This window comes from Delftia sp. Lp-1 (genome assembly GCF_020523835.1).
In the GTDB taxonomy this organism is placed as follows: domain Bacteria; phylum Pseudomonadota; class Gammaproteobacteria; order Burkholderiales; family Burkholderiaceae_C; genus Comamonas; species Comamonas acidovorans.
On record NZ_JAJALJ010000001.1, the window covers coordinates 1,949,003 to 1,970,653 of the forward strand.

The 21,651-nt window shown below is 66.1% G+C and carries 21 protein-coding genes; 6 read left to right on the top strand and 15 right to left on the bottom strand.

Going from position 1 to position 21,651, the window contains the following annotated elements; translation table 11 throughout:
- Positions 1 to 67: 67 nt before the first annotated feature.
- Entirely contained in the window at positions 68 to 310 is a 243-nt protein-coding gene (locus tag LGR64_RS08625) for a hypothetical protein (protein WP_013801897.1), read from the bottom strand.
- A 275-nt stretch (positions 311 to 585) separates the two neighbouring features.
- On the opposite strand from LGR64_RS08625, the gene LGR64_RS08630 reads away from it, so the two are divergent.
- The gene (locus tag LGR64_RS08630) at positions 586 to 810 is read left to right on the top strand and encodes a glycine zipper 2TM domain-containing protein (RefSeq protein ID WP_013801898.1); all 225 of its coding nucleotides are present in this window, start codon (positions 586 to 588) and stop codon (positions 808 to 810) included.
- A gap of 150 nt (positions 811 to 960) precedes the next feature.
- Positions 961 to 1,749 carry a GGDEF domain-containing protein gene (locus LGR64_RS08635; protein ID WP_080736917.1) on the top strand — a complete coding sequence of 263 codons (789 nt, stop codon included), beginning with the start codon at positions 961 to 963 and terminating at the stop codon, positions 1,747 to 1,749.
- On the opposite strand, the gene LGR64_RS08640 is transcribed toward LGR64_RS08635, so the two are convergent.
- From LGR64_RS08640 to LGR64_RS08695, 12 genes are all read right to left on the bottom strand, one after another.
- Positions 1,746 to 1,904 (bottom strand): DUF3309 family protein, encoded by a 159-nt coding sequence (locus LGR64_RS08640; protein WP_034398712.1) that lies wholly within the window; start codon positions 1,902 to 1,904, stop codon positions 1,746 to 1,748. The genes LGR64_RS08635 and LGR64_RS08640 overlap by 4 nt on opposite strands.
- Positions 1,905 to 2,022: 118 nt before the next feature.
- A complete protein-coding gene (locus tag LGR64_RS08645) occupies positions 2,023 to 2,769 on the bottom strand; it encodes a Crp/Fnr family transcriptional regulator (RefSeq protein ID WP_141831495.1) in 747 nt (248 codons plus the stop codon).
- 1,125 nt (positions 2,770 to 3,894) lie between these two features.
- Positions 3,895 to 4,371: a hypothetical protein gene (locus LGR64_RS08650; protein WP_230355260.1), complete on the bottom strand. Its 477-nt coding sequence runs from the start codon at positions 4,369 to 4,371 to the stop codon at positions 3,895 to 3,897.
- A 93-nt stretch (positions 4,372 to 4,464) separates the two neighbouring features.
- Complete coding sequence (locus LGR64_RS08655) at positions 4,465 to 4,875, bottom strand: GFA family protein (RefSeq protein ID WP_088164397.1); 411 nt, start codon at positions 4,873 to 4,875, stop codon at positions 4,465 to 4,467.
- Positions 4,876 to 4,967: 92 nt separating this feature from the next.
- Entirely contained in the window at positions 4,968 to 5,303 is a 336-nt protein-coding gene (locus LGR64_RS08660; RefSeq protein ID WP_225970979.1) for a hypothetical protein, read from the bottom strand.
- Positions 5,304 to 5,502: 199 nt separating this feature from the next.
- Positions 5,503 to 6,447 (bottom strand): FHA domain-containing protein, encoded by a 945-nt coding sequence (locus tag LGR64_RS08665; RefSeq protein WP_141831499.1) that lies wholly within the window; start codon positions 6,445 to 6,447, stop codon positions 5,503 to 5,505.
- A 119-nt stretch (positions 6,448 to 6,566) separates the two neighbouring features.
- The gene (locus tag LGR64_RS08670; protein WP_328511966.1) at positions 6,567 to 8,798 is read right to left on the bottom strand and encodes a TOMM precursor leader peptide-binding protein; all 2,232 of its coding nucleotides are present in this window, start codon (positions 8,796 to 8,798) and stop codon (positions 6,567 to 6,569) included.
- Positions 8,755 to 9,621: a class I SAM-dependent methyltransferase gene (locus LGR64_RS08675; protein ID WP_230355262.1), complete on the bottom strand. Its 867-nt coding sequence runs from the start codon at positions 9,619 to 9,621 to the stop codon at positions 8,755 to 8,757. Before LGR64_RS08675 ends, LGR64_RS08670 begins: the two co-directional genes overlap by 44 nt.
- On the bottom strand, positions 9,596 to 10,381 hold the full coding sequence (locus LGR64_RS08680; RefSeq protein WP_034394953.1) for a BMA_0021/BMA_0022 family TOMM bacteriocin: 786 nt from the start codon (positions 10,379 to 10,381) through the stop codon (positions 9,596 to 9,598). Before LGR64_RS08680 ends, LGR64_RS08675 begins: the two co-directional genes overlap by 26 nt.
- A 17-nt stretch (positions 10,382 to 10,398) precedes the next feature.
- Positions 10,399 to 14,487: a TOMM system kinase/cyclase fusion protein gene (locus tag LGR64_RS08685; RefSeq protein WP_230355263.1), complete on the bottom strand. Its 4,089-nt coding sequence runs from the start codon at positions 14,485 to 14,487 to the stop codon at positions 10,399 to 10,401.
- Between the two features lie 165 nt (positions 14,488 to 14,652).
- Positions 14,653 to 15,000: a low molecular weight protein tyrosine phosphatase family protein gene (locus LGR64_RS08690; RefSeq protein WP_230355264.1), complete on the bottom strand. Its 348-nt coding sequence runs from the start codon at positions 14,998 to 15,000 to the stop codon at positions 14,653 to 14,655.
- Positions 15,001 to 15,037: 37 nt separating this feature from the next.
- On the bottom strand, positions 15,038 to 15,577 hold the full coding sequence (locus tag LGR64_RS08695) for a DUF6886 family protein (RefSeq protein WP_141831507.1): 540 nt from the start codon (positions 15,575 to 15,577) through the stop codon (positions 15,038 to 15,040).
- Between the two features lie 110 nt (positions 15,578 to 15,687).
- Between LGR64_RS08695 and LGR64_RS08700 the strand changes: the two genes are divergently transcribed.
- Entirely contained in the window at positions 15,688 to 16,092 is a 405-nt protein-coding gene (locus tag LGR64_RS08700) for a GFA family protein (RefSeq protein ID WP_088164404.1), read from the top strand.
- An 11-nt stretch (positions 16,093 to 16,103) separates the two neighbouring features.
- Entirely contained in the window at positions 16,104 to 17,246 is a 1,143-nt protein-coding gene (locus LGR64_RS08705) for a DSD1 family PLP-dependent enzyme (RefSeq protein ID WP_141831509.1), read from the top strand.
- Between the two features lie 69 nt (positions 17,247 to 17,315).
- Here the strand turns inward: LGR64_RS08705 and LGR64_RS08710 are convergent, their stop codons facing one another.
- The gene (locus tag LGR64_RS08710; RefSeq protein ID WP_141831511.1) at positions 17,316 to 18,323 is read right to left on the bottom strand and encodes a Bug family tripartite tricarboxylate transporter substrate binding protein; all 1,008 of its coding nucleotides are present in this window, start codon (positions 18,321 to 18,323) and stop codon (positions 17,316 to 17,318) included.
- 204 nt (positions 18,324 to 18,527) lie between these two features.
- Here LGR64_RS08710 and LGR64_RS08715 point away from each other — a divergent pair, with 204 nt between their 5' ends.
- Positions 18,528 to 19,427 (top strand): LysR family transcriptional regulator, encoded by a 900-nt coding sequence (locus LGR64_RS08715; RefSeq protein WP_012206163.1) that lies wholly within the window; start codon positions 18,528 to 18,530, stop codon positions 19,425 to 19,427.
- Between the two features lie 40 nt (positions 19,428 to 19,467).
- Here the strand turns inward: LGR64_RS08715 and LGR64_RS08720 are convergent, their stop codons facing one another.
- Entirely contained in the window at positions 19,468 to 20,250 is a 783-nt protein-coding gene (locus tag LGR64_RS08720) for an IclR family transcriptional regulator domain-containing protein (protein ID WP_012206162.1), read from the bottom strand.
- Positions 20,251 to 20,420: 170 nt separating this feature from the next.
- Here LGR64_RS08720 and pobA point away from each other — a divergent pair, with 170 nt between their 5' ends.
- A complete protein-coding gene (gene pobA / locus LGR64_RS08725; RefSeq protein ID WP_141831513.1) occupies positions 20,421 to 21,596 on the top strand; it encodes a 4-hydroxybenzoate 3-monooxygenase in 1,176 nt (391 codons plus the stop codon).
- Positions 21,597 to 21,651: the final 55 nt, after the last annotated feature.

Below are 21,651 nucleotides of genomic sequence, written 5' to 3' on the forward strand. Positions count from 1 at the left end.
GGCTGATATGTGGCGGTATCCATTTCCAGCGCTTGCGCATTTGCATTCATGGCTTCCGGGCAGCGCACTACAGAGCAAGCCACACGACGGCGGCCAGGGTTGCGATCAGCAGCATTCCCGTCAGCGTGCGCTCGCCCAGCATGCGGTGGATGGCCGTGAATCCCGTCCAAAGCGCGAGCAATGGCCTTCTCAGCGCATCGCAGTGCGCCAGGTGCTCGGTGAGCATGAGGCGATCCATCTGGGACAGGCTGGCAGGCCCGCCGACGCAGGAGGTGTCCCAGGTCGGGACGAGGTTGGAAAAGCGGGGCATGGGCGGAACTCCTGGTGCGGATTGCGCGGATGCAATCCCTTGGACACATGCCCTCTTGTAGGGGGCGCAGGCCGCGGCGTCTGTGCGCAGACGAACATTCACGGGCAACACGCGGCGATGTGCCCTACCGCACCGACGGCGATGTGCGAACAGGCCACTGTGGGATGGCATGGCAGGCACAGCGCAGCGCGTGGGTGCGGTGGACGGCGTTCCTGACCAGGGCGGGCAGCCTCCACGCCATGCGCCAGTCCACTACGTTTCAAAGAGGTTCTCCCATGAAAAAAATCAAGGTCAATGCGCTCGCCCTGGCGGCGACAGTCCTGCTGATGGGCCTGGCCGGCTGCGGCAATATGTCCAAAAGGGATCAAAGCACGGCGATCGGTGCGGGTGCAGGAGCGATCGGCGGGGCCGTGCTCACAGGAGGCAGCGCTGTGGGAACGGTCGGTGGTGCTGCGGTCGGTGGAGTGATCGGCAACCAGGTCGGCAAGGACAAGAAGTAAACCTGGCCATGCAGGCTTGGCATCCTGCATGGCCATGTAGAAATCGCTGGCGGATCAAGGGCTTGTCTGTGAAATGGTGAAGGCGATATTCATCTTCCGGATCTGCGAATCATCCGTTTCCCTCAAGCATGGCGAATTCTGAGGAACACCATGGCTCAAAGGTATCCAAGGCACATCGGATCAAGAAGAACAGGTGCTTTTTTTGCAGACGAAGCAGGCCTTCGCCCCCACGCCATCCAGTCGGATTTCGAGCGAAATCACTGGCTGGGCGTCTCCGTGGAAAATCGAATGCGCAAGGGGCTTGAAGCCTGTTTGCAAGGCCTGCAGCGGCAATGCGATTCACTGCGCGAGGAGTTGCACAACACGCGTATCGCCCTGGGAAAGGCGCATTTCGAGCTTGACAGGACCAAGGCGGATGAACGCGCAGCGCATCACCTGGCGACACATGACCATCTGACCTCCCTGCCGAACAGGTTCTCATTCCTGGATCGGCTTTCCAGGGCGATCGGCTTTGCCATGCCCCAGGCCATTCCCATCGCGGTGTTGTATATGGATCTGGATGGCTTCAAGACAATCAACGATCTCCATGGCCACAGTGCAGGAGATGAAGTCCTCAAGGTCGTATCGGGCCGCCTGAGATCCTTCATCCGCCGCGAGGATCTGGTGTGCAGGCTGGGAGGCGACGAGTTCGCATGCCTGCTGGAGCCCTCTCCGGAAATGGAGCAGCTGCGCGCCCTGGCCAGAATGATCTGCAGGGAAATAGCCAACCCCATTCACTGCAACGGGCTGGAGCTGAAAGTGGAGGCCAGCATGGGCATCGTGATCGCACACGAATGGCCTGTGTCTGCGGAGCAATTGATTGCTGATGCGGATCGCGCCATGTATCGGGCCAAGCGCATGCGCAGCGGCTATCAGTTCAGTGTTTTTGAGGGCACTTAGGCCCGCCCCGTAAGCAGCAATACCACGACCACCACCACCAGCAGGCTTATCGCGATGCTGGGAGCGTATCCCCAGCTACGGCTGTGGGGCCATGAAGGCAGAGCGCCTACAAGCACCAGGATCAGGACGATTAGAAGAATGGTGGTCAGACTCATGATGCTCTCCAAGGCGCTTTGCAATGCACGGCGTAGAGTTGCATTGCATCGTGTTCCCAAGCGATGGTCTGTGCGCTGGCGCACGTCCTTGGATTTTTGAATTTTTGACTTTGGTCTTTCAGGCCGGGATGCCCATGATTCTTGAATAGATTTGTCTGTCTGCCGCGTAGCAGCTGCACGCCCTGTTTTCCAGCGCTGCGCGGTTCAATACCATCATCTCACCACGTTTGTAGGCAATCATGCCGTCGTTCTGAAATCTGCTGGCGATGTTGGTGATGCTGACACGCCGTACGCCCAGTATCAATGCCATGAATTGCTGTGTGACATGAAAGCTGCCGGCACATCGGTCGCTGCTCATCAACAGCCATCGGGCCAGACGGGAGGCTGCCGTATGGTAGTTCAGGCAGACTGTGAAACGTGCCTGTTGATGCAAGCGCACAAGTATGAATTTTTTTATCAATTCACCGAGCATGGGGATCTCTGTGCACTGCTTTTCTAAATCCGTGCGGCTTATTCTCCAGCAGGTACCAGATTGTTGTACCAAGATCTTCCAAGGAGGAGGTGTTGCATTGCCTAGAATGCTTTCTGACCCGACCATCGCCTCATTCCCTACCATGCCTATTCCCAGGGAATGTCCCAGGGAATGTCCCAGGGAATGGTTGCTGTTGATTTCCATAACCAAGGAGATGCATCCGCTTTCAGGAAAGTAAGCGTGCTCCAGAGGGTTGCCTGCTTTGCTCAATTCTGATAATGCGATCAATTCGAAGATTTCACAGTGCTCAACAAAGTGATCTGCCGATGCAGGATAAAGCAGGCGTATTATCCTGTTTTCAATATTGGCATGATGGGTGCCCGAATTTTTCATACAATTCCAATGAAATGAGTTTCGTTCATTTCTCGTGATGGATACCTCGATGACTGACGCTGAAGCCGGGTCATCAGATGATTTTTCTGTTCAAGCAGGCCGCACTATTGATCATGGTGCTTTTTTGATTCCATGTATGTGCGGCTGCGTACGCAAATCCAGCTGCCGGAAAGTCTGTGTTTCATATGAAACCCAGTTCTGCTGCCTAGTCCGAGATGAGTTCATTTAATTGCGCATCCAAAATATTTTTTCCATGATGTGCGCTGGCGAACAGAAAAATAGAAAAAATAGATCCAAAAATAACGCTGACCGGCCTACGCAACTTTAAAAAGTGAAGAAATGCCACGCACGGAAGGCGCCATGGCCGCCAATCCAAAAATCTCGCGACACGGCAAGGGCGTGCCGGATCACTCAATCCTCGGCTCAAAAAACCTTGGTAGAGAGAAATTTATGAGCTGGCACTCGGATGCTGCAACAGTGGTTCTGCGGCAATCCAGATTCGACTGTCCAGGCGTTGCGCCCTGGCTTTGGCTGGAGTGGGCGCGGGTGCCCTCAGCGACTGCCAGCGGCCCTCAGCGGCCCAGTTCTTCCACAGGCATATCCGTGATCGCTTCGGCAAACAGTCGCCTGCAGTAGGCCAAGGGTCTCATTGATGCGATGCCATGCCGCGTGTTCGGCGGTCGTGCACGAGGCCAGGAACTTGGGCGCCGGCAGCGCCTTGCAGAACAACCAGCGAGTGACCGGTCTTGACCGTTGCAGCCACTCACGCACTGCGCCGTGAATGTCGCAGTTCAGCCTGAAGCCGTCATCTACCGGGATGTCTGTGAGGACCGCTCCTGGCCGATAGCCGAACTTACGAAACGCGGAAGACTAGGCTGGAGAGCATGTCGTTGAGCTCTGTGTCGTTGTGTCCACGGCCGTTCTCGACTAGGTCCCAATGCCAAATTGCTTGAACCTCTGGCGTCATGGCATTCTCGTAAACGTTCACGGCGAGCCACGCCAAGTCTGTCCTTGAAAGTTGGAAGCGGCGCGCGACTTTTCGCAAGGCTGTTGCGGGAGGCTGACTTGCCAGCTCACTACGCGCCGCCTCAAGCATCTCTTGGGTCGCCTCAAACATCCTGATTCCTATGCCCCCGGGAAAACATCGACCGTCGGCCCTTGGCCGCCCCCAGTCCGCCGCTGGGCCGCTTGGCGCTGCGAGATGACGCGGAGCAAATCGTCAACGGCAACGTCGCCCGTCACCTCAACTTTGTCCGAGACCGTGGCCAAGTAGGCTTCCCAATGCTCGGACGGCTCTTCCCACGGCATCTCATGAAGAGTCCACCAGCGGTCGAACACCTGAATGGTGATGCCGTCGGAGCCGAGAACGCGATGGGCGTCGAGAGAGGAGGACAGGAATTCGTACTCACGGACGCGCGCAAGGTGGAGCAGTTTCACCGCCATAGCAACCGCCTCTTGGCGCCACGCCGACCTGTCTGACCAGCACCTGCTTGTCAGCACCGGCTGCAGAAGCATGTCCGCCTCTTCCGCCGTGAGGACTGATGGGAATGTGACCAGCGCAACTGCTGATGGCTCAATCTGGAAATAGGTGGTGTGTTTCACGAGGTCCAATGCTCGCTTCGAATGCCAGTTTGCAGGGATGGATTCTGCCTATACCGCGAATGGCCGGTTGAAGTCACAACCGAAACCAGCCGTTTAATCAACCCCTCCCCAGTCCACCCACCCCATCCCCACCCCCCGATTTACATGCCGCTGCCCACCCACCACAAATTCCGAATCCAGCGTGGCCAAAGCAACAGAGATCCAGGCGCCCTCTGCGTAATGCGCGCTGTGCCACGTCAGCGATGAGCCGCATTGCTGGCAAAAGCAGCGCGTGATGCCGGGCGATGAGGCAAAGGAGCGCAACTGCTCCTGGCCCTGGGTGAAGACAAGGTCCTTTGCCGGCACGCTGCCGTAGGTGGCGAATGCGGCGCCGTGGGCCTTCTGGCAGATGCGGCAGTGGCAGTGCGACACGGCCTTGGGGCTGGACCGCAGTTCATAGGCGATGGCGCCGCACAGGCAGCTGCCGGTCAGGGCAAGAGGGGGGCTATCCGGGGCATTGCTCATGGTCAGTCGGGCGCAAAAAAGGCGCATGCCATTGTGCATGCGCCCAATGCCGCGACAGGGATGCGCGGCAACCCCAGGAGTCATCCGTTTCGTCAGTCGCCGATGACCTGCAGCCCGCTGCCGTCCCCGTGCGCCTGCAGGCACATTCTTCCGAGATCGTTGAGAAAGCGCAGCACGGGCATCTCGCCCACGCAGGCGGGGATGGCGGCCATGATGTCGTTGTGCAGTTCCAGCAGCTGGTCGGCGGCAACGAACATGGCGGCGGATTCGCCGTAGTAGTGCCGCCAGAAGTCCTGAAGCAGGCCGTGGCGGGCCTTGCCTACGACCAGCGGATAGCCGTTTTCCCAGACCTGTGCGTCCATGGAAAGGCTGGCCAGGCCAGGGTCAACAGGCCGCGCGCTGGCGGGGATCAACAGTACACGTCGCATGTCCATGCTCATTTGCGTCTTCCAGGTGCGCCAGTGGACTCGGGCAACCCGGTCCGGGAGGAGGGTGAGAGGGTTCGCACCGCAGGCGGCAAGAACCGGTTCCCACTTTATTCACGTGTGCACAACAAGAAAATTACAGCTGATTACATGCGGCGAGCGATGCGCCGTGTGCCTGCCGTTCTCCGTTCCAGTTCGCCGTTCAGGCGCTGCGCGCCCCGCCTTCGATCTCGAACGGAAAGTCCCCGAAGCGCAGGCTGCCGCGCCGCCGCTCCACCAGGGCGGGCGAGGCAGCGCATTCGGGCAGGGCGCTGAGGATCTGGTGCTTGGCGCGGAAGATCTGGATGTTCACGTACGAGGGCTCCACGCCCAGCATGCGTGAGAGTGCATCCAGTTCTATCCAGCCCTGGCTTGCGGGGGCCAGGCCTTTTTCTGCGTCCTGCTGGCGCACGCGGGCCAGGGTGACCAGGGTGTAGTGGTGTATGCGTTCGCCCAGCGCAATGGGCTTGCCGTCGCTCATGACGGTCAGGCTGGCGTGCTCTTCGTTCTGGCTGACGGTGAAGCGAAAGGACACTTCCGGCGGCTTGGGCGCACGCGGGTCGAAGCTGCTTTCCCGCGTGGATTCCAGGTCGTCGCATTGCACGAATTCCCAGCTGCCTGTGGAGGTGTGGACCATGGCACCGTCCACCAGGGGCTCGGTGCCGTCGCCGGACTCTTGCAGCCAGCGGCCATCCTCGAAGAAGACGTTGGCTTCGGGCTCCTGCGCGTCGGGCAGCAGGGTGCCGCGCGGGTTCAGGGCCAGGGGGCCGTCCTGGGGCAGGCCCGGGCCGGGGCTCAGGCAGGTGATGGGAGGTCCCAGGTCTTCCACGGTCCAGGCCGCTTCTGCGCCTTCGCCCATGCTGAGCTTGGCGCCCACCGCCAAAACGGTCCAGCGGCCGGCGACCAGGCGCACGCCGTTGAGCATGGTGCCGTTGCGGCTCTGGTCCACGATTTCCCAGGTCTGCCGGTTCCAGCGGAACAGTGCGTGGACCTGGGAGACGTCGGGCGCCTTCATGACGGTCTGGCAGACCGAGGGGTGGCGGCCGAAGGTATGCAGGGGCCGCAGCACGACGATGCGACCGTCGAGTTGGTTACGAAAGAGGGCCATCGCCTCGAATTCTCCTTGGGGCTTGTGTGAACAGGGGGTGGGCTGGGGGCGCATTGGCCCGGAGCCGGCAGCCTGTTGCCAAGCTGAGAGAGTACATGCCCGCTGCGCGTTTCAGTTTGTCAAACGTACAGAGCCTGCGGATTCAGTTCGGATTCCTGCAGCGGCCGGCTGCGCCAGCCCAGGGCCACGGGTACGTTGCGCAGCCGTGGATTGCCCAGTTCCGGCCAGATATGGCACAGGCCGGGAATCACGACTTTGACGGTGTGCAGAGGGATGTCGGGGCGCGAATGGTCGTAGACGATGGTCTCCAGGCCCAGGCCGCGTGCGATGTCCACGCAGCGCGCAATGGCCTGGGCAATGTCTGGCGGCGCGGTGTCCGGCGTGTGCCCAGACAGTGGCGCAGGCTGTTGCGGCGGCGCATCGGCGCTGTCCGCAGGGTGCAGGAAGGCCTGCAGTGGCTCGGGCACGGCAAAGCTTTTGCCGGCCGCGATCAGCTGGCTGATTTCGGTGAGGGCGCGTTCGCAGGCCAGGGCGCGGTCCAGGCTGCAGCCAAAGCCCACGGCCCATTGGCCGGTGTCGGCGTGGCGGCCCACGGAGACGACCACGGGTATGCCGAAGTCATGCGTGATGTCCAACAGCCAGTACGACCATTGCGGGCCGCAACTGCGGTCCAGGCGCTGGCGTGTGGCCTGGTCGATGCCTTGCAGCGCAATGGCGGGCCTGCGGATCTGGCCGTACCACCAGATGGCGGCGGCGTCGCGTTCCACCAGTTCCATGAAGCCTTGGAGGATGGCCTCTTCCCGCGTGTTGCCTGCGGCGCAGCCGTTGGAGGTCCAGCCCACGTGGTGCTGGCTTTGTGCAGGCGCATGGGCCAGGCAAAAGGCCAGCGGCAGGTAGCGGCGCGCATCGGCGGTCAGGGACCAGGCGGGAGCCCACCACAGGGGCTCGCCCTGGCCGGCGCTGGGGGCCACGGCATGCGGCGGCCTGTCGGTGGCAAAGCCGGCGGTTTGCCGCTCGCTGAAGCGGGCCAGTTTCGTGGGCGCGATGCAGGGCGCGTCCAGCTCGGCGGCGGGGGCGATGACCACGGCTTCGTCGCCCTGGTGGAAGGCGGCGTAGCGTTCCACCGCTTCGCACATGGCGCTGGCGCGGGCCTGCACGGCCGACAGGCCCTTGCCCAGACACAGCTGTGTTCCGGAGCTGGGCAGGCTGGTGCTGCCGGGGGCCGGTGTTCTGAAGATTTCGCTGCGGTAGATGGTGAGCGCTTCGTCTGTCTCGGCCGTCAGCGGCGTGACCCGGGCAATCACGCCGGTCAGCGGGCTGACGTGCTGCGACAGGCGCTGCACCGTGGTCTCGGCCGGCACGCTGCGCCAGCCGCCGTCGGCGCGCGCGGCATGCGTGCCGGGAACTGGCGCAATGCGTTCACGCTGGCGCAGGGCCATCAGCCCTGGCGTGCCGCAGTGCGGGCATTGCGGGCGGGCGGCCACCGGGTGGGGCTGGTCAGGCTCCAGCGTCCACACGGTTTGCGCCGCATCGGTGTGCGCCAGCAGGCGCTGCACCGTGGGCAGCAGGGCCTGCAGCCGCGTGGCGATGAGGTCGGCGCCGGCGCGCACGGGAGGGCAGCGGCCGCTGTCCTGTGCCTGGCCGTGCTTGCCGCCGCGTGCGGGATGGTTGCGTTGCCAGCGGTGTGCGAGGCAATGCCAGCAGGCCGCTGCCTGGGGTTTGAAAAGCGGTCCCGCCATGGTCTGCTCGCCCGCAGGCCGCACCAGCAGCCAGGGCCGGCCTGCGGCACGCTGGTTGGCGTCAATGGCGCCCAGGCGCGGGTCCAGATAGTCGTCGCAGAAAACGATGGTGAGCGGGGTGGGGGCGGGGGCGGGTGCCTGCGTGGCCACGGCCCCGGCAACGGCCGCAGCCCAGCGGCAGGCGGCTGTGCTGTCCAGCGCTGCAGTCAGCATGACGATGTCGATCTGCTCCGATGCCTGCAGGCGCACGGGCGGGGCCGAGAAATCCGGTTGCAGATAACCGTGGCCGTTCAAGTCGCTGTGCAGCACCGGCTGTACCAGGCCCTGGCGCAGCAGGGCGCCCAGGGCGTGCAGCATCTGTGCAAGCGGCGCATCGGGCGCTGTGGCGCAGTGCTGCATGAGGCTGGTGCCGGCCTGCAGCGGGGCGTTCAGCGCCAGCACGGCGGCAGAACCCAGGGCCAGGGTGTCGCGTTCGCTGGCCAGCAAAAGGCGGTCGCCCTGCTGCACGGGCGGCAGGAATTTCTCGTGCCAGCGAAAGGCGTGGGCGAACAGGTCCGGGGCCATGGGCTCAGGCAAGAGACGGTGCTCCGAGTTCAAGGCGGACGACGGCATAGGGGTGCTGGCCGGTGGTGGCGTGGAAGGCGGTCTCGAACAGCTGGTGCTGCTGCGAGAAGCGGGCATACAGGTGCTCTTGCAGGCTGATGCGGATGGCGGGGTGGATGCGCTCTATCTGCGCGCCGTCCGCAAAGCCCGAGACGACGGGCAGGCGCATTCCGCCCACCTGCATGGGCAGCCGCGCAAGGGCCGGGTGCACATGGTCGAGCACGACGGTGCACGGCGGGCTGCCGGGCGCGGCAAAGCGCTGGGCCAGCTGCTGCAGCATGGCCTCCAGCGCCGCCTGGGGAAGATAGGGGCAGACGCCTTCCAGCAGCACCAGAACGGGCTGGTTGCCGGGCAGGGCGGCGGTGTCCAGCCAGGAGGTGTCGAGGATGGAGCAGGCGAGGTTGGCTTCAGTGCCTGCAATGTATTGCGCGCGCAGGGCGATGGCGTCGGGCAGGTCCACGTTCAGCCAGCGTGCGGTGCCGGCCTCGGGGGCCAGGCGGTTGCGCCGCGTGCACAGGCCTGCACCCAGCGCAATGCACAGGCCGGACGGATGGGCGGTCAGAAATTCGGTGGTGAGCCGGTCGAACAGCTGCGAGCGCAGCACCACGCTGCGTACAAAGGCGGGGTCGGCCGCATGGGCCTCGCTGGCCTGGGGCAGGGCGGCGGCAATGCGGCGCGCCTCGGGGTCGGAAAAAGGCGGCAGGTCCGGCAGTTCCGAGGAAGCTGCCGGACCTGCCGCCCGGGCACGTGCCGCCAGCGTCAGCAGCAAGGTGGCCGTGGCCCCTTGCAGCTGCGCCGGTGCCGTATCAGCAGGTGAAGGGGTAGGCGTCACCGGTGTTGTTGTAGGAGGTGAGGGCGATGGCCCACAGGTCCTGCTCGGCGGGTGCCACCGGGTAGTTCAGCACGATGCCGTTCTTGATGGCCGTGCCGTCTGCGCGCTGCAGGTTCCATTCGCCGCGTGCCGCATCCCAGGTGAAGGCCTGCTCGGTCTCGAAACGCACCTGGAAGTTGAACGGGTTGTTGTAGCCCAGCCATTGGCTCAGCACGGGGGCCTTGTCCTTGCCATCGTCACGTGTCAGCTCTGCGTGGAACTCGGGCGACTGCCAGGCCAGGGCGATGGCGCGCAGCACCACGCCGCCAAAGGCCAGCAGCGAGTCCGGGCCGCCGCCGGGGATGCCCAGGCCCGTGGGCAGGGCGGCCCTGAGCGTGCCGTTGCTCGGTTCCTCGAACGAGGTGCTGATGCCCATGAAGTTGGGGAACAGCTGGTAGTAGGCGGCCAGCGCCTCGGAGGCATGGGTCTGGGGCGCCTGGGGCAGGACGATGACGAATTCATCGTCAGGACCGATCCAGCCGGCCGTGAGCACGGGCTTCCATTCGGCTCGCTGGGTGGGGTCGTCGCTCAGGCGCAGCGACACATCGACCTGGGGCCACTGGGTCGGCAGGCTGAAGTCGCGGTGCAGCATGGGCTGGATGTCGCGCTGCCCCAGCAGATCACGGCGGTAGGCGTCATCCTGCCAGGAGCGGGCGATGGCCCGCAGATAGGCAAGGCGGAATGCGAGCAACGGTTCAGTATTCTGCAGCTGGGTGGTCATGTGACTTCATCCTCGGTTCAAGAAAAATGCGCCTGGCCGGGCAGGGGCCCTGACAGGAGCACGGACAGTTCAGGCCGCAATGCGGCCAGCTCACTCAGGCGCGCGGCCACGTCCGGCCTGGCGGGTGCCAGGGCCTGCGACAGGGCCAGCGCCTCGGTTTCGGTGCGGTACTTGCCGGCGGTGCGCGCAGTCCCTGCCGCCTGGGCCAGACTGTCCTGCACGGCTGCGTGGTCGGCGCCCATGGCCAGCAGGAAGCGGGCCTTCTTCAGGTGCAGCTCGCTGCTGTGCAGCCGCTCGTCCAGCACGTCGGCCAGGCGCAGGCATTCGTCGATCTTGTCCAGGGCCTCGGCCCAGCGCCCGCTGGCCGCCAGCATTTCGGCGACGAAGGAGCGGTAGTAGGTCTGGCAGTAGCGGCAGCCCATGTCCCAGAGCAGCTGCGCCGTGCCGCTGGCGCGCTCAATGCCCTCGGCGCTGGCGCTGCCTGCGCTGTCACCCAGCGCCCAGCAGCGGATGATGTCCGCATAGCCCGAGAACGCGGGCAGGCCGTAGCGGGCCGTGATGTCCAGCAGCTCGCCCGTGGTGGCCAAGGCGCTTTCCTTGTCGCCACGTGCCTGGTGGACCAGGGCCTGGTAGAGCAGGGCCATGCTCAGGGAGGGGATGTGCGAGACCTCGTGCGCCAGGCGCACGGCGTCGTTCGCATCGGCCAGCGCGGCCTGGTCGAAGCCGGCGAACCAGCGCACCAGGGCGCGCCCGCAGGTGGCCCAGACGCGCGTGTCGAAGCCGAACTCGGCCGCATGGTGGGCATGGGCCACGGGGTCGTAGCGGGTGATGGCGTCGGTCAGCGCTTCTTCGGCCTGCTCGAATCGGCCGTCGGAGTAGTGGGCCAGGCCCAGGTAGGTCTGCGCGGCCACCAGCACGCCCGTGTCCTGCTGGCGCACGGCCTGCTCCAGCAGGCGGTGGCTGAGCTGGCGCACTTCCTCGCGGTTGCTGGCCACGTGGTGGTAGGTGATCAGCATCCACAGGTGCTGCACCTGCTTGTAGTCGGCCACCGCGTTGGCGCCGGGGCCGGCCAGCAGCTCCTGCGACAGCGCGATGCTTTCCACCACCTGGGCATGGGCCCAGCCGTGCTTGTTCATCAGCGCCTGGGTCACGTAGCTGTTGACGTCCAGCCGCGCCTCGCGCTGGGCCACGCCCTGGAGCTGGTGCAGCCAGTCGTCGATGTGGCGCGCGTAGGCAATGGTTTCATCGTTGAGCGAGCGCAGCTGCGTGATGCGCAACTGCCGCACCGCAAGCGCCACGGCCTGGGCATGGTCGCCCGCGTCTGCCCAGTGCTGGGCCACGCCTGCGGGTTCTGCGGCAACGCGCTGGGGCTGGTGCTGCATCAGGGCCAGGGCCACGTCGCGGTGCAGCAGCCGGCGCTGCGATGCCAGCATGCATTCGTAGGCCGTATCGCGGATCAGCGCGTGGCGGAACATGAAGGCGCCGGCGCCCGCACGTTCATCGGCAATGACCAGGCCGGCCTGGCCCAGCTGCGCCAGTTCCTGCTCGACCTCGCCTTGCGGGCGTTCCACGCAGGCGCACAGCAGGCCGAAGTCGAAGTGCCGGCCCATGGTGGCGGCCAGTTGCAGCAGCGGCTTGAGCGGGCCGATGCGGTCAAAGCGGCTGACCAGCGAGTCGCGCAGGGTCAACGGAATGGCGGCCGGCAGCCCGGCATGGCGAAAGTCCCAGACGCCGTCCTGCTCCACCAGGTGGGCGTCCAGCAGCATGCGCGCCATTTCCTGGATGAACAGCGGCACGCCGTCGGTGCGCTCCACCACGTGGCGGATCACGGCGGGTCTGAGTCTGCGCGGCGCCAGCGTCTGGCGGGCCAGCTCGGTGGCCTGCGCGTCTTCCAGGCGCCGTACGTCCACGCACTGGGCCTGCAGGCCTTCGGGCGGTTGCCACTGCGGACGCGCCGTGAGCACCAGCAGCACGCGCCGCCCGGGCAGGCGCGCTACCAGTTGCTCCAGCAGTTCGATGCTGGTGGGGTCGGCCCAGTGCACGTCCTCGACGACCAGCAGCAAGGGCTCGGCTTCGGACATGTGCAGCAGCCATTGCGCGGTGGACTGCAGCAGCAGCGCCCTTTGCATGACGGCCGAGATGCGGCTGGGCTCGCAGTCGCCCAGGGGCAGCGAGAGCCAGGCGCACAGAATGGGCAGGGCGGCCTCGGCATCGCAGCCTGCGGCGCGCAGGGCTTCGCGCATCTGCTCGCGGTGGTCCTGCGGGGGATCGGCCGCCTCCAGCCGCTGCCGTATCAGGCCCAGGAAAGGGGTCAGCGCGGTGTTGCGGTGCTCGGGCTGGCATTGCAGCACCACGGTGTTCGCGCCCTGTGTCCTGGCGTGGACGAGCAGCATGTCGGCCAGGCAGGATTTGCCGATGCCCGGCTCGCCGCGAATCCACAGCGCATTGCCCCCTGCTTCGCGGGCCCGCGCCCATGCGTCGTGCAGGCGCTGCAGTTCGGGTTCGCGGCCTATGCACTGCAAGGCCGCATCGGACACAGGCCCTGGCAGTGGCTCGGCGGGCTGTTCCAGCTCCAGGCGATAGGTCTGCATGCCCGTGGGCTGGCCGGGCAGGCGCAGGCTGCCGGCTTTCTCGAAGCGCGCATGGCGGGCCAGCAGGCGATGGCTGCTTTCGCTGGCCAGCAGGGTGCCCGCATCGGCGATGGCCTCCAGCCGCATGGCCACGTTGACGGCATGGCCCGAGGGTGCTTCGCCGCCGACCACCACGGCCATGCCGGTGTGCAGGCCCATGCGGATTCCGAGGTGCAGTCCGTGGACCTGCTCGATGGCGGCCGCGCGGCTGCGGCTGAGCGTCAGCAGCTCCTGCGCCGTCATGCCGGCCTGGCGGGCATCGGTGTCGCTGGTGTGCGGGTAGCCGAAGAGCACCAGCATGCGGTCGCCCAGCGTGCCCGCCAGCATGCCTCCGCGCCGGGTGGCAACGTCGGAGAACAGCGTGAGTTCCTCGCGCTGCAGCAGTTCGATGTCTTCGATGTTCAGCCCCTGCGAGGGCTGGCCTGCGGTGCGTGCCGCGCTGTCCATGCCGTGGGTGTCGCTGCCCGGCCACAAGGAGACGCTGCAGCACAGCACGGTGAGCTGGCGCACTTCGGAGAACACGCGTGTGGTGGCCACGGTGCGTGTCAGGTCTGCCTGCTGCACCTGGGCGGCGGCGGGCAACTGGCCCACCAGATCGTCCAGCCGCACGCGCATGAGGTCTCTGAGCAGGGCCGCCGCCGAGTCGCTGCGCTCCGCGGGCCGCTTCTTGAGCGCCTTGCGCAGCAAGGTGGCGATGGGGTGGGTGGAGATGGCCGGCGGCAGCTGCACTTCCTGCGGGCTGAGCTGGCGGTGCACGATCTCGGCCACCGAGGCGCCCTGCACGGCGGGCGTGCCCGTCAGGCATTCGAGGAACATCAGCCCCCAGGCATACAGGTCGGTGCGGGCGCTGGGCGGCTCGCCGCGCAGCTGCTCGGGGGCGCTGTAGGCGGGCGTGCCCAGGCACTCGTCGCCCATGGTGAGCTGCGAGACCTGCGGGCCGGCAAACTGCGGAATGACGGTGCCGATGCCGAAGTCCAGCACCATGGCGTGCCGCACGGCGCCCGTGGAGGTGACCATCACGTTGTCGGGCTTGAGGTCGCGGTGCACGATGCCGGCGGCATGCGCGCAGTCCAGCGCATCGAGCACCTCGGCCATGAGGCGGCCGGCCTCGGCCGCCGTCAGCACGCCCTGGCGGCGGATCAGGCTTTTGAGGGTCTCGCCGGGCACATACTCGAAGACGCCGTAGACACAGTCGCCTTGCTCGCCCTTGTCCAGCAACTGGACGATGTGCGGATGGTGCAGGGACGCGCACAGCATGGTCTCGCGGTGGAAGCGCTCCACCTGGCGGCCGCCTTCCTGCAGCCTGACGACCTTGATGGCCACCGATGCACCCGTGCGCCGGTGGCGCGCGCGGTAGACGGTGCCGTAGCCACCCGATCCCAAGGTTTCCAGCAGTTCGTAATCGGGTATTTCCAGGGGGGCTGGCGCCACCGGGGTCACCGCAGCTTGCGTGGGGTTGGTGATGGCATCGTGCATTTCAGCCTCGGTTGGGGGTCCTCCTGGAGGGTATCCAGTCGTCCATTTGTCATACGGCAGACCGTGCTTTTGATACCGTTCGTTACTATAGCGTACGTCCGAATGCAATTGACTGTTTTTGCCTACGTGCTTGCCTATGGTTGCCGTCGCCGTGGCGTCCGGTGCTCAGTCCAGTTGCAGTAGTGCGCTGACGGCGGTCTGCAGCATGTCCACCAGCTCGGGGTCCATGTAGCGGTACTCGTCAGGGATATCGAGCACATGCACGCGCTTTTGCGCCAGCAGCCGGCCGAAATCGGCCTTGAGGCGGGTCTGGTGCCTTTCCTCCATCACGAGAATCACCTCGGCCCAGGCCACATCGTCGGCCGACACGTGGTGGCGGGCGCCCGCACTGGTGCCGCCCGAGCGCACCTGCAAGGCAGGGTGCCTGCGCCAGACCTGCTCGGCCGTGGGACTGCGCCACTGGTTGCGGCTGCAGACGAAGAGGACCTTGAGGCGGTTGTCATTGCGGGGCATGTTGGAAAGAGGCGTTGGTCTTTGAATGCAAGTGCGCTCAGGCCCAGCTGGCCGCATTGCGCAGCCGTATGCCGCTGGCATGCAGCGAGCTGTCCCAAACGCCGCGCAGCGGCTGCAGCGAATCGACGATGCGCAGCTCGGTGCCGCATTCCGCTAGCGCTTGCGGCAGATCGACCAGCAGGTCCCGGCGCAGGGGCTGCACGGCCTGCCGGCTGACGTACATGCCGGCGTCCTCCAGGCTTTCGAACGTATCGGCTGGCAGCTCGTACCGGTGTATCCGGGCCGCTTGCAGGCGCGCGGCCCAGGCAGTCTCCACATAGGCCACGGCCAGCGCTCCATCTGGCAGGGCGTTCAGCCATTGGGCCCTGTCTTCGCTGGTGCTGTGCTCGTGCGGCCATATGACGATGCGCGGGCATTCGCGCGGAAACAGGTACAGCCGCTGATGCGTCTGGGCGATGGCCCACACCAGGGGGCCGTTGAGCCACTCCTGCCCCGGGCGGCGGGGTGCCGCCTTCAGGACCGGGCGGGGCTGGAATTGCCGGATATCTCCGTCTTCGCTGAAGTGAAAAAGCTGCATGGCGCGCAGTGTAGGGCGCCGCGGTTTGCAGGTGCTGCGCCATCGCCTATGATGCGCGGCACCTGTGAATAATCACAGCTACTTGCAACCCACGGAAAGGTCCACGCACCATGAACGGTCACTGTCTTTGCGGCGCAGTCAGCTTTGTCTCTCCCCAGGCCCGGGAAATCGGGGCCTGTCACTGTGGATACTGCCGGCGCTGGGGCGGCGGCCCCATGTTGACCGTGCATTGCGGGCCCGATGTGAAGTTCGAGGGCGGCGAGAACATCGGCACCTATGCATCCTCCGAATGGGCCGAGCGCGCTTTCTGCAGGCAGTGCGGCACGCACCTGTACTACCGGCTGCACGCCACGGGCGAGTACTTTGTGCCGGCCGGGGCCTTCGAGTCGCAGGACTTCGAGCTGGCCACGCAGATCTACATCGACAAGAAGCCCGGCTACTACGACTTCGCCAACCAGACGCCGACCATGACCGAGGCCGAGGTCATCGCCCAATACGCGCCCCCGCAGGAATGAGGCACAGCCCCATGCCCCTGCACGATGACTCCAGCGGCCTGGCAATGGAGCCTGCCGCACGGCCCGGCGATCCGCTCGACCGGGTCGATACACCCAGCCTGGCGCTGGACCTGACCGTCTTCGACGCCAACCTGCGCACCATGCAGGACTGGGCCGACCGCCACGGCGTGGCGCTGCGCCCGCATGCCAAGGCGCACAAGTGCCCGCAGATCGCGCTGCGCCAGCTGGCGCTGGGCGCGCGCGGCATCTGCTGCCAGAAGGTGAGCGAGGCCGTGCCCTTTGTGGCGGCCGGCGTGCGCGACATCCTGATCAGCAACGAGGTGGTGGGACCCGCCAAGCACGCGCTGCTGGCCCGGCTGGCGCGCACGGCGCGCATGGCCGTGTGCGTGGACAACGCGGCCAACCTGGTGCAGTTGTCCGAGACCATGTCGCAGGCGGGCGTGGAGATCGACGTGCTGGTGGAGGTGGATGTGGGCCAGGGCCGCTGCGGCGTCACGGGTGCCGAGGCCGTGCTGGCCCTGGCGCGGCAGGCGCATGACCTGCCGGGCGTGAATTTCGCGGGCCTGCAGGCCTACCACGGCGCGGTGCAGCACCGGCGCAGCCGCGAAGAGCGTGCGCAGGTCTGTCGGGAGGCGGCGCGCCAGGCGGCGGCATGCGCGCAACTGCTGCGCGACAACGGCATGGCCTGCGACACCATCACGGGTGGCGGCACGGGCAGCGTGGAGTTCGACGCGGCCAGCGGCGTCTACACCGAGCTGCAGCCGGGCTCCTATGCCTTCATGGATGGTGACTACGGCGCCAACGAGTGGGACGGGGCGCTGGCCTTTCGCAGCAGCCTGTTCCTGCTGTCCACGGTGATGAGCACGCCCGCGCCGGACCGCGTCATCCTTGACGTGGGCCTGAAGTCCACCTCGGCCGAATGCGGGCCGCCTGCCATGTACGGCACGCCCGGCCTGCGCTGCGTGGCCATCAACGACGAGCACAGCGTGGTGCGCGTGGAGCCGGGCGCCCAGGCGCCGGCCCTGGGCAGCGTGCTGCAGCTGCTGCCCTCGCACGTGGACCCGACATTCAACCTGCACGACGAGCTGGTGGTGCTGCAGGACGGCGTGGTGCACGCGCTGTGGACGATTGCGGCGCGCGGGCTGTCGCGCTGACGGCGACATGAAGCAAAGCCGCCGGCCTTTCGGCACGGCGGCTTTTTTGCGTCTGCGGCCTGCTGTGGCTTACAGCTCGATCTTGGCGCGGCGGATCACGTCGCCAAAGCGCTTGTTCTCTTCGACGATGAATGCCTTGAACTCTTCGTTCGTGGGGAAGTAGTTCTCATAGCCGAAGGTCTGGAACTTGGGCTGGATGTCGGGCTCGCGCAGGACTTTCATGGTGTCCTGGCGGATCTTCTCGACCACGGCGGGCGGCGTGGACTTGGAGACGGCAAAGGCATTCCAGCCGGTGACCACGGCGTCGGCCGGGCCGCCGGACTCGGCCACGGTGGGCACGTCTTCATAGCCCTTGAGGCGGTGGGGTGCCAGCACGGCCAGGAAGCGCAGCTTGCCCGAACGCATCAGCGGGCCGGCCGTGCCCGAGGAGCCCAGCGCAAAGGCCAGCTCGCCCGTGGCCACGCTGGTGTACAGCTGGCTGGTTTCCTTGTAGATGACGTGTTCCATCTTGGTGCCCGTCAGCGACTCCAGCAGGGCCGAGCCCAGGTGCACCGGGTTGCCCACGGACCACGAGCCGTAGTTGAGCTTGCCGGGGCGCGCCTTGGCGTCGGCAATCAGATCGGCCACGGTCTTGTAGGGGCTGTTGACCGGCACGCAGACGAAGAAGAAGGTGCGAAACAGCGGCAGGACGACCTCGAAGTCCTTGTCGATGTTGTAGGGCAGCTTCTTGAACAGGTGGGGATAGGCGGCCAGGTGGACGTTGTCCAGCTGGATGATGTCCGTGCCGTCGGTGGCGCCGCGCTTGAAGGCCTCGATGGCGATGAAGCCGTTGCCGCCGGGGCGGTTTTCCACGATGACGGGCTGGTTCCACAGGCGCGCCAGCTTGTCGGCCACGAGGCGCGAAGTGCCGTCCGGCCCGCCGCCCACGGGGAAGGGGTTGATGATGCGCACCTGCTTGGTGGGCCAGTTGGCGGCGGCACCCGACTGGGCACGCGCTGGCGCCAGCGCGCCCAGGGCCAGGGCGCCAAGGGCGAGGCCCGCCTGGCGGCGATTGATGCTGAAGGCGCTGTCTTTCATGGTTTGTCTCCGAGTCGCTGTTGGGCTTGCTGGGTGGCTTGGCCCTATGCCGGGAATGCACGGGCCGCTCTTGTTTTTTACGCTCTCTTGCGGGAGCGGCTGGATGATCCAGTCGCCGCATTGTGTCAGTTCGCCGCAAAGCACCTAGCCATCGCCGCCGCTAGCAGCTATAGCAAAATGGCATAAGTGAGGAGACGATAGAACATGAATTTGCAGCAGATAGAGACCTTTGTGCATGTGGCCGAGACCGGCAGCTTCAGCAAGGCGGCCGTGCTGCTGGAGACGGCCCAGCCCGCACTGAGCCGCCAAGTGCGGGCGCTGGAGACCGAGCTGCGCGAAACCCTGCTGATCCGCACCGGCCGCGGCGTGACGCTGACCGACGCGGGCCGCCGCCTGCTGGAGCACGGCCACGCCATCATGCAGCGTGTGGCGCTGGCCAAGGAGGATCTGGGCAGCCAGCGCGACGAGCCCGTGGGCCGCATCGTGGTGGGCCTGCCGCCCAGCCTGGCGCGGCGCCTGACGCTGCCGCTGATCGACCTGTTCAGCAAGGACATGCCCAAGGCCCGCCTGGCCGTGGTCGAGGGCTTTTCCATGAACATCGCCGAATGGCTGACCTCGGGCCGCATGGACCTGGGCCTGGTCTATACGCCCGAGCCGCATCCGCACATCGAGGTCACGCCCGTGCTGGAAGAACGCCTGTGCCTGATCGGCCCGGCGCGCACCCTGGGCGGGCGCAGCGGCGTGCGCTTTGACGAGCTGTCTCAGTTTCCATTGATCATGCCGCAGCACGGCCAGATCTTCCGCAAGCTGATGGAAGCGCAGGCCACGCTGTCCCAGGTCAAGCTCAACGTGGTCTGGGAAGTGTCCAGCGTGCCGGCCATCCTGGACCTGGTGCGCGGCGGCTACGGCTACGCCGCGCTGACCGACAGCGCCATGCGCAGCCACCTGACCGATGCCGAGCTGGTGGGCATTCCCATCGAGTCGCCCCATGTGGTGAGCACGTTGTGCCTGGCGCAGTCGGCCAAGAAAAAGGCCACGCCGCTGATCCGCAAGACCTCGCTGGCCCTGCGCGAACTGAGCCGGCTGGTGTGCGCGCCGCTCTGAGCGGTTGCAGCGACGGCGGCAGGTCGCAGGCCAGCAGGCCTCAGAGCAGCGGCCGCAGCTCCCGCGCCGCCTCCTGCAGCAGCGGCAGCAGCTCGGCCGCCATGTCGGCGGGCGCCATGCGCTGGGGCGAGGTCACGATGTTGAGCGCGGCCACCGTGCGGCCCTCCATGTTGCGCAGCGGCACGGCCAGGGCCTGCACGGCCAGCTCATGCTCTTCCAGGGCCAGGCAGAAGTCCTGTCGGCGCACTTCGTCCAGCACGCCTTCCAGCGCGGCGCTGTCCGTCACCGTGTGGGCGGTCAGGCGCCGCAGATCGTGCGATGCCAGCCATTGCCTGAGCTCGGCCGCAGGCAGGGCGGCCAGCAGCACGCGGCCCGTGGAGGTGGCATGGGCGGGCAGGCGGCTGCCCAGGTGCAGGCCGTGGGCCATGAGGCGCTGGCCGCGCTCGTGCAGGGCGCTGCGCGCCACGATGACCACCTCGTGGCCATCGCGCACCACGCAGGAAAACGACAGCTGGGTCTGCGCCGCCAGCCGGTAGAGCACGGGCTGGACGATGCGCGGCAGCCGCGCCGAGGCCAGGTAGCTGCCCGACAGCCGCAGCACCTTGGGCGCCAGCCAGAAATGGCTGCCGTCCGTCTCCAGATAACCCAAGTGCGTCAAGGTCAGCAGATGGCGGCGCGCGGCCGTGCGCGTGATGCCAGAGCGCTCGGCCGCCATGGTGGCGTTCAGGCGCTGGCGCTCGGTGTCGAAGCTCTCCAGCACGGCCAGGCCCTTGGCCAGGCCGGCGATGAAGTCATCCGGGTCGATGGGAAAGGGCTGGTTCATGGGCGGGGAGGGCGGGCATGCAGGTAGTGCGCGATTGTCGCGCAGATTGCGCGATCACCGCGCAACGCGTGCTGCAGCCCCTCGTCTTTGCGCTGCCTCAAAACTAATCTTGGGCGCAGGCCATGGCATGAACCGGCCATGACATCGAACAACGCAACGGAGACAAATCAATGCGCACCCAAGTCGCCATCATCGGTGCAGGCCCTGCCGGCCTGCTTCTCGGCCAGCTGCTGTACCGCGCAGGCATAGACAACGTCATCATCGAGCAGCGCAGCGCCGGCTACGTGCTGGGCCGCATCCGTGCCGGCGTGCTCGAACAGGTCACGGTGGACCTGCTGGAGCAGGCCGGTGCCGACGCCCGCATGCGCGCAGAAGGCCTGCCGCACGACGGCATCGAACTGCTGTTCGGCGGCCAGCGCCACCGCATCGACCTGCACGGCCTGACCGGCGGCAAGCGCGTCATGGTCTACGGCCAGACCGAGGTCACGCGCGACCTGATGGAAGTGCGTGCCGCCGAGGGCCTGACCACGGTCTACGAGGCCAGCAACGTGCAGCCCGTGGGCTTCGATGGCGACAGCCCCGTCGTGCGCTATGAGAAGGACGGCCAGGTCCATGAGCTGCAATGCGACTTCATCGCCGGCTGCGACGGCTTTCATGGCATCTGCCGCGCCAGCGTGCCCCAGGACAAGGTGCGCACCTTCGAGAAGGTCTACCCCTTTGGCTGGCTGGGCCTGCTGTCGGACACGCCGCCCGTCTCGCACGAACTGATCTACGCCCAGACCGAGCGCGGATTCGCACTGTGCAGCCAGCGCAGCGCCACGCGCAGCCGCTACTACCTGCAGGTGCCGCTGACCGAAAAGGTCGAGGACTGGAGCGACGAGGCCTTCTGGAACGAACTGCGCCTGCGCCTGGACCCCGAGGCCCGCGAGCGCCTGGTGACCGGCCCCTCGCTGGAAAAGAGCATTGCCCCGCTGCGCAGCTTCGTGACCGAGCCCATGCGCTTCGGCCGCCTGTTCCTTGCCGGCGACGCGGCCCACATCGTGCCGCCCACAGGCGCCAAGGGCCTGAACCTGGCCGCCTCGGACGTGGGCTACCTGTCCAGCGCCTTCGCGCAGTACTACCGCGACAAGGCGCCCGAAGGCATCGACGGCTACTCCGAGCAATGCCTGCGCCGCGTCTGGAAGGCCGAGCGTTTTTCGTGGTGGATGACCTCGCTCATGCACCGCTTCCCCGATGCAGGCGGCTTCGACACCAAGGTGCAGGAGGCGGAACTGGACTACATCGTCAACTCCCGCGCAGGCTCGACCTCGCTGGCGGAGAACTATGTGGGGCTGCCGCTGGTGTGAGAACCGGTGTGAGGCCCCGCGCGCCGCCGAGGCTGCGCCCGCATTGATGCGCGTC

Bases quoted from the DNA above. Each gene is read 5' to 3' on its own strand.
- LGR64_RS08625 (WP_013801897.1), bottom strand. From the start codon at position 310: ATGCCCCGCTTTTCCAACCTCGTCCCGACCTGGGACACCTCCTGCGTC.
- LGR64_RS08630 (WP_013801898.1), top strand. From the start codon at position 586: ATGAAAAAAATCAAGGTCAATGCGCTCGCCCTGGCGGCGACAGTCCTG.
- LGR64_RS08635 (WP_080736917.1), top strand. From the start codon at position 961: ATGGCTCAAAGGTATCCAAGGCACATCGGATCAAGAAGAACAGGTGCT.
- LGR64_RS08640 (WP_034398712.1), bottom strand. From the start codon at position 1,904: ATGAGTCTGACCACCATTCTTCTAATCGTCCTGATCCTGGTGCTTGTA.
- LGR64_RS08645 (WP_141831495.1), bottom strand. From the start codon at position 2,769: ATGAAAAATTCGGGCACCCATCATGCCAATATTGAAAACAGGATAATA.
- LGR64_RS08655 (WP_088164397.1), bottom strand. From the start codon at position 4,875: ATGAGCAATGCCCCGGATAGCCCCCCTCTTGCCCTGACCGGCAGCTGC.
- LGR64_RS08660 (WP_225970979.1), bottom strand. From the start codon at position 5,303: ATGCGACGTGTACTGTTGATCCCCGCCAGCGCGCGGCCTGTTGACCCT.
- LGR64_RS08665 (WP_141831499.1), bottom strand. From the start codon at position 6,447: ATGGCCCTCTTTCGTAACCAACTCGACGGTCGCATCGTCGTGCTGCGG.
- LGR64_RS08670 (WP_328511966.1), bottom strand. From the start codon at position 8,798: ATGCCGTCGTCCGCCTTGAACTCGGAGCACCGTCTCTTGCCTGAGCCC.
- LGR64_RS08680 (WP_034394953.1), bottom strand. From the start codon at position 10,381: ATGACCACCCAGCTGCAGAATACTGAACCGTTGCTCGCATTCCGCCTT.
- LGR64_RS08685 (WP_230355263.1), bottom strand. From the start codon at position 14,487: ATGCACGATGCCATCACCAACCCCACGCAAGCTGCGGTGACCCCGGTG.
- LGR64_RS08690 (WP_230355264.1), bottom strand. From the start codon at position 15,000: ATGCCCCGCAATGACAACCGCCTCAAGGTCCTCTTCGTCTGCAGCCGC.
- LGR64_RS08695 (WP_141831507.1), bottom strand. From the start codon at position 15,577: ATGCAGCTTTTTCACTTCAGCGAAGACGGAGATATCCGGCAATTCCAG.
- LGR64_RS08700 (WP_088164404.1), top strand. From the start codon at position 15,688: ATGAACGGTCACTGTCTTTGCGGCGCAGTCAGCTTTGTCTCTCCCCAG.
- LGR64_RS08705 (WP_141831509.1), top strand. From the start codon at position 16,104: ATGCCCCTGCACGATGACTCCAGCGGCCTGGCAATGGAGCCTGCCGCA.
- LGR64_RS08710 (WP_141831511.1), bottom strand. From the start codon at position 18,323: ATGAAAGACAGCGCCTTCAGCATCAATCGCCGCCAGGCGGGCCTCGCC.
- LGR64_RS08715 (WP_012206163.1), top strand. From the start codon at position 18,528: ATGAATTTGCAGCAGATAGAGACCTTTGTGCATGTGGCCGAGACCGGC.
- LGR64_RS08720 (WP_012206162.1), bottom strand. From the start codon at position 20,250: ATGAACCAGCCCTTTCCCATCGACCCGGATGACTTCATCGCCGGCCTG.
- pobA (WP_141831513.1), top strand. From the start codon at position 20,421: ATGCGCACCCAAGTCGCCATCATCGGTGCAGGCCCTGCCGGCCTGCTT.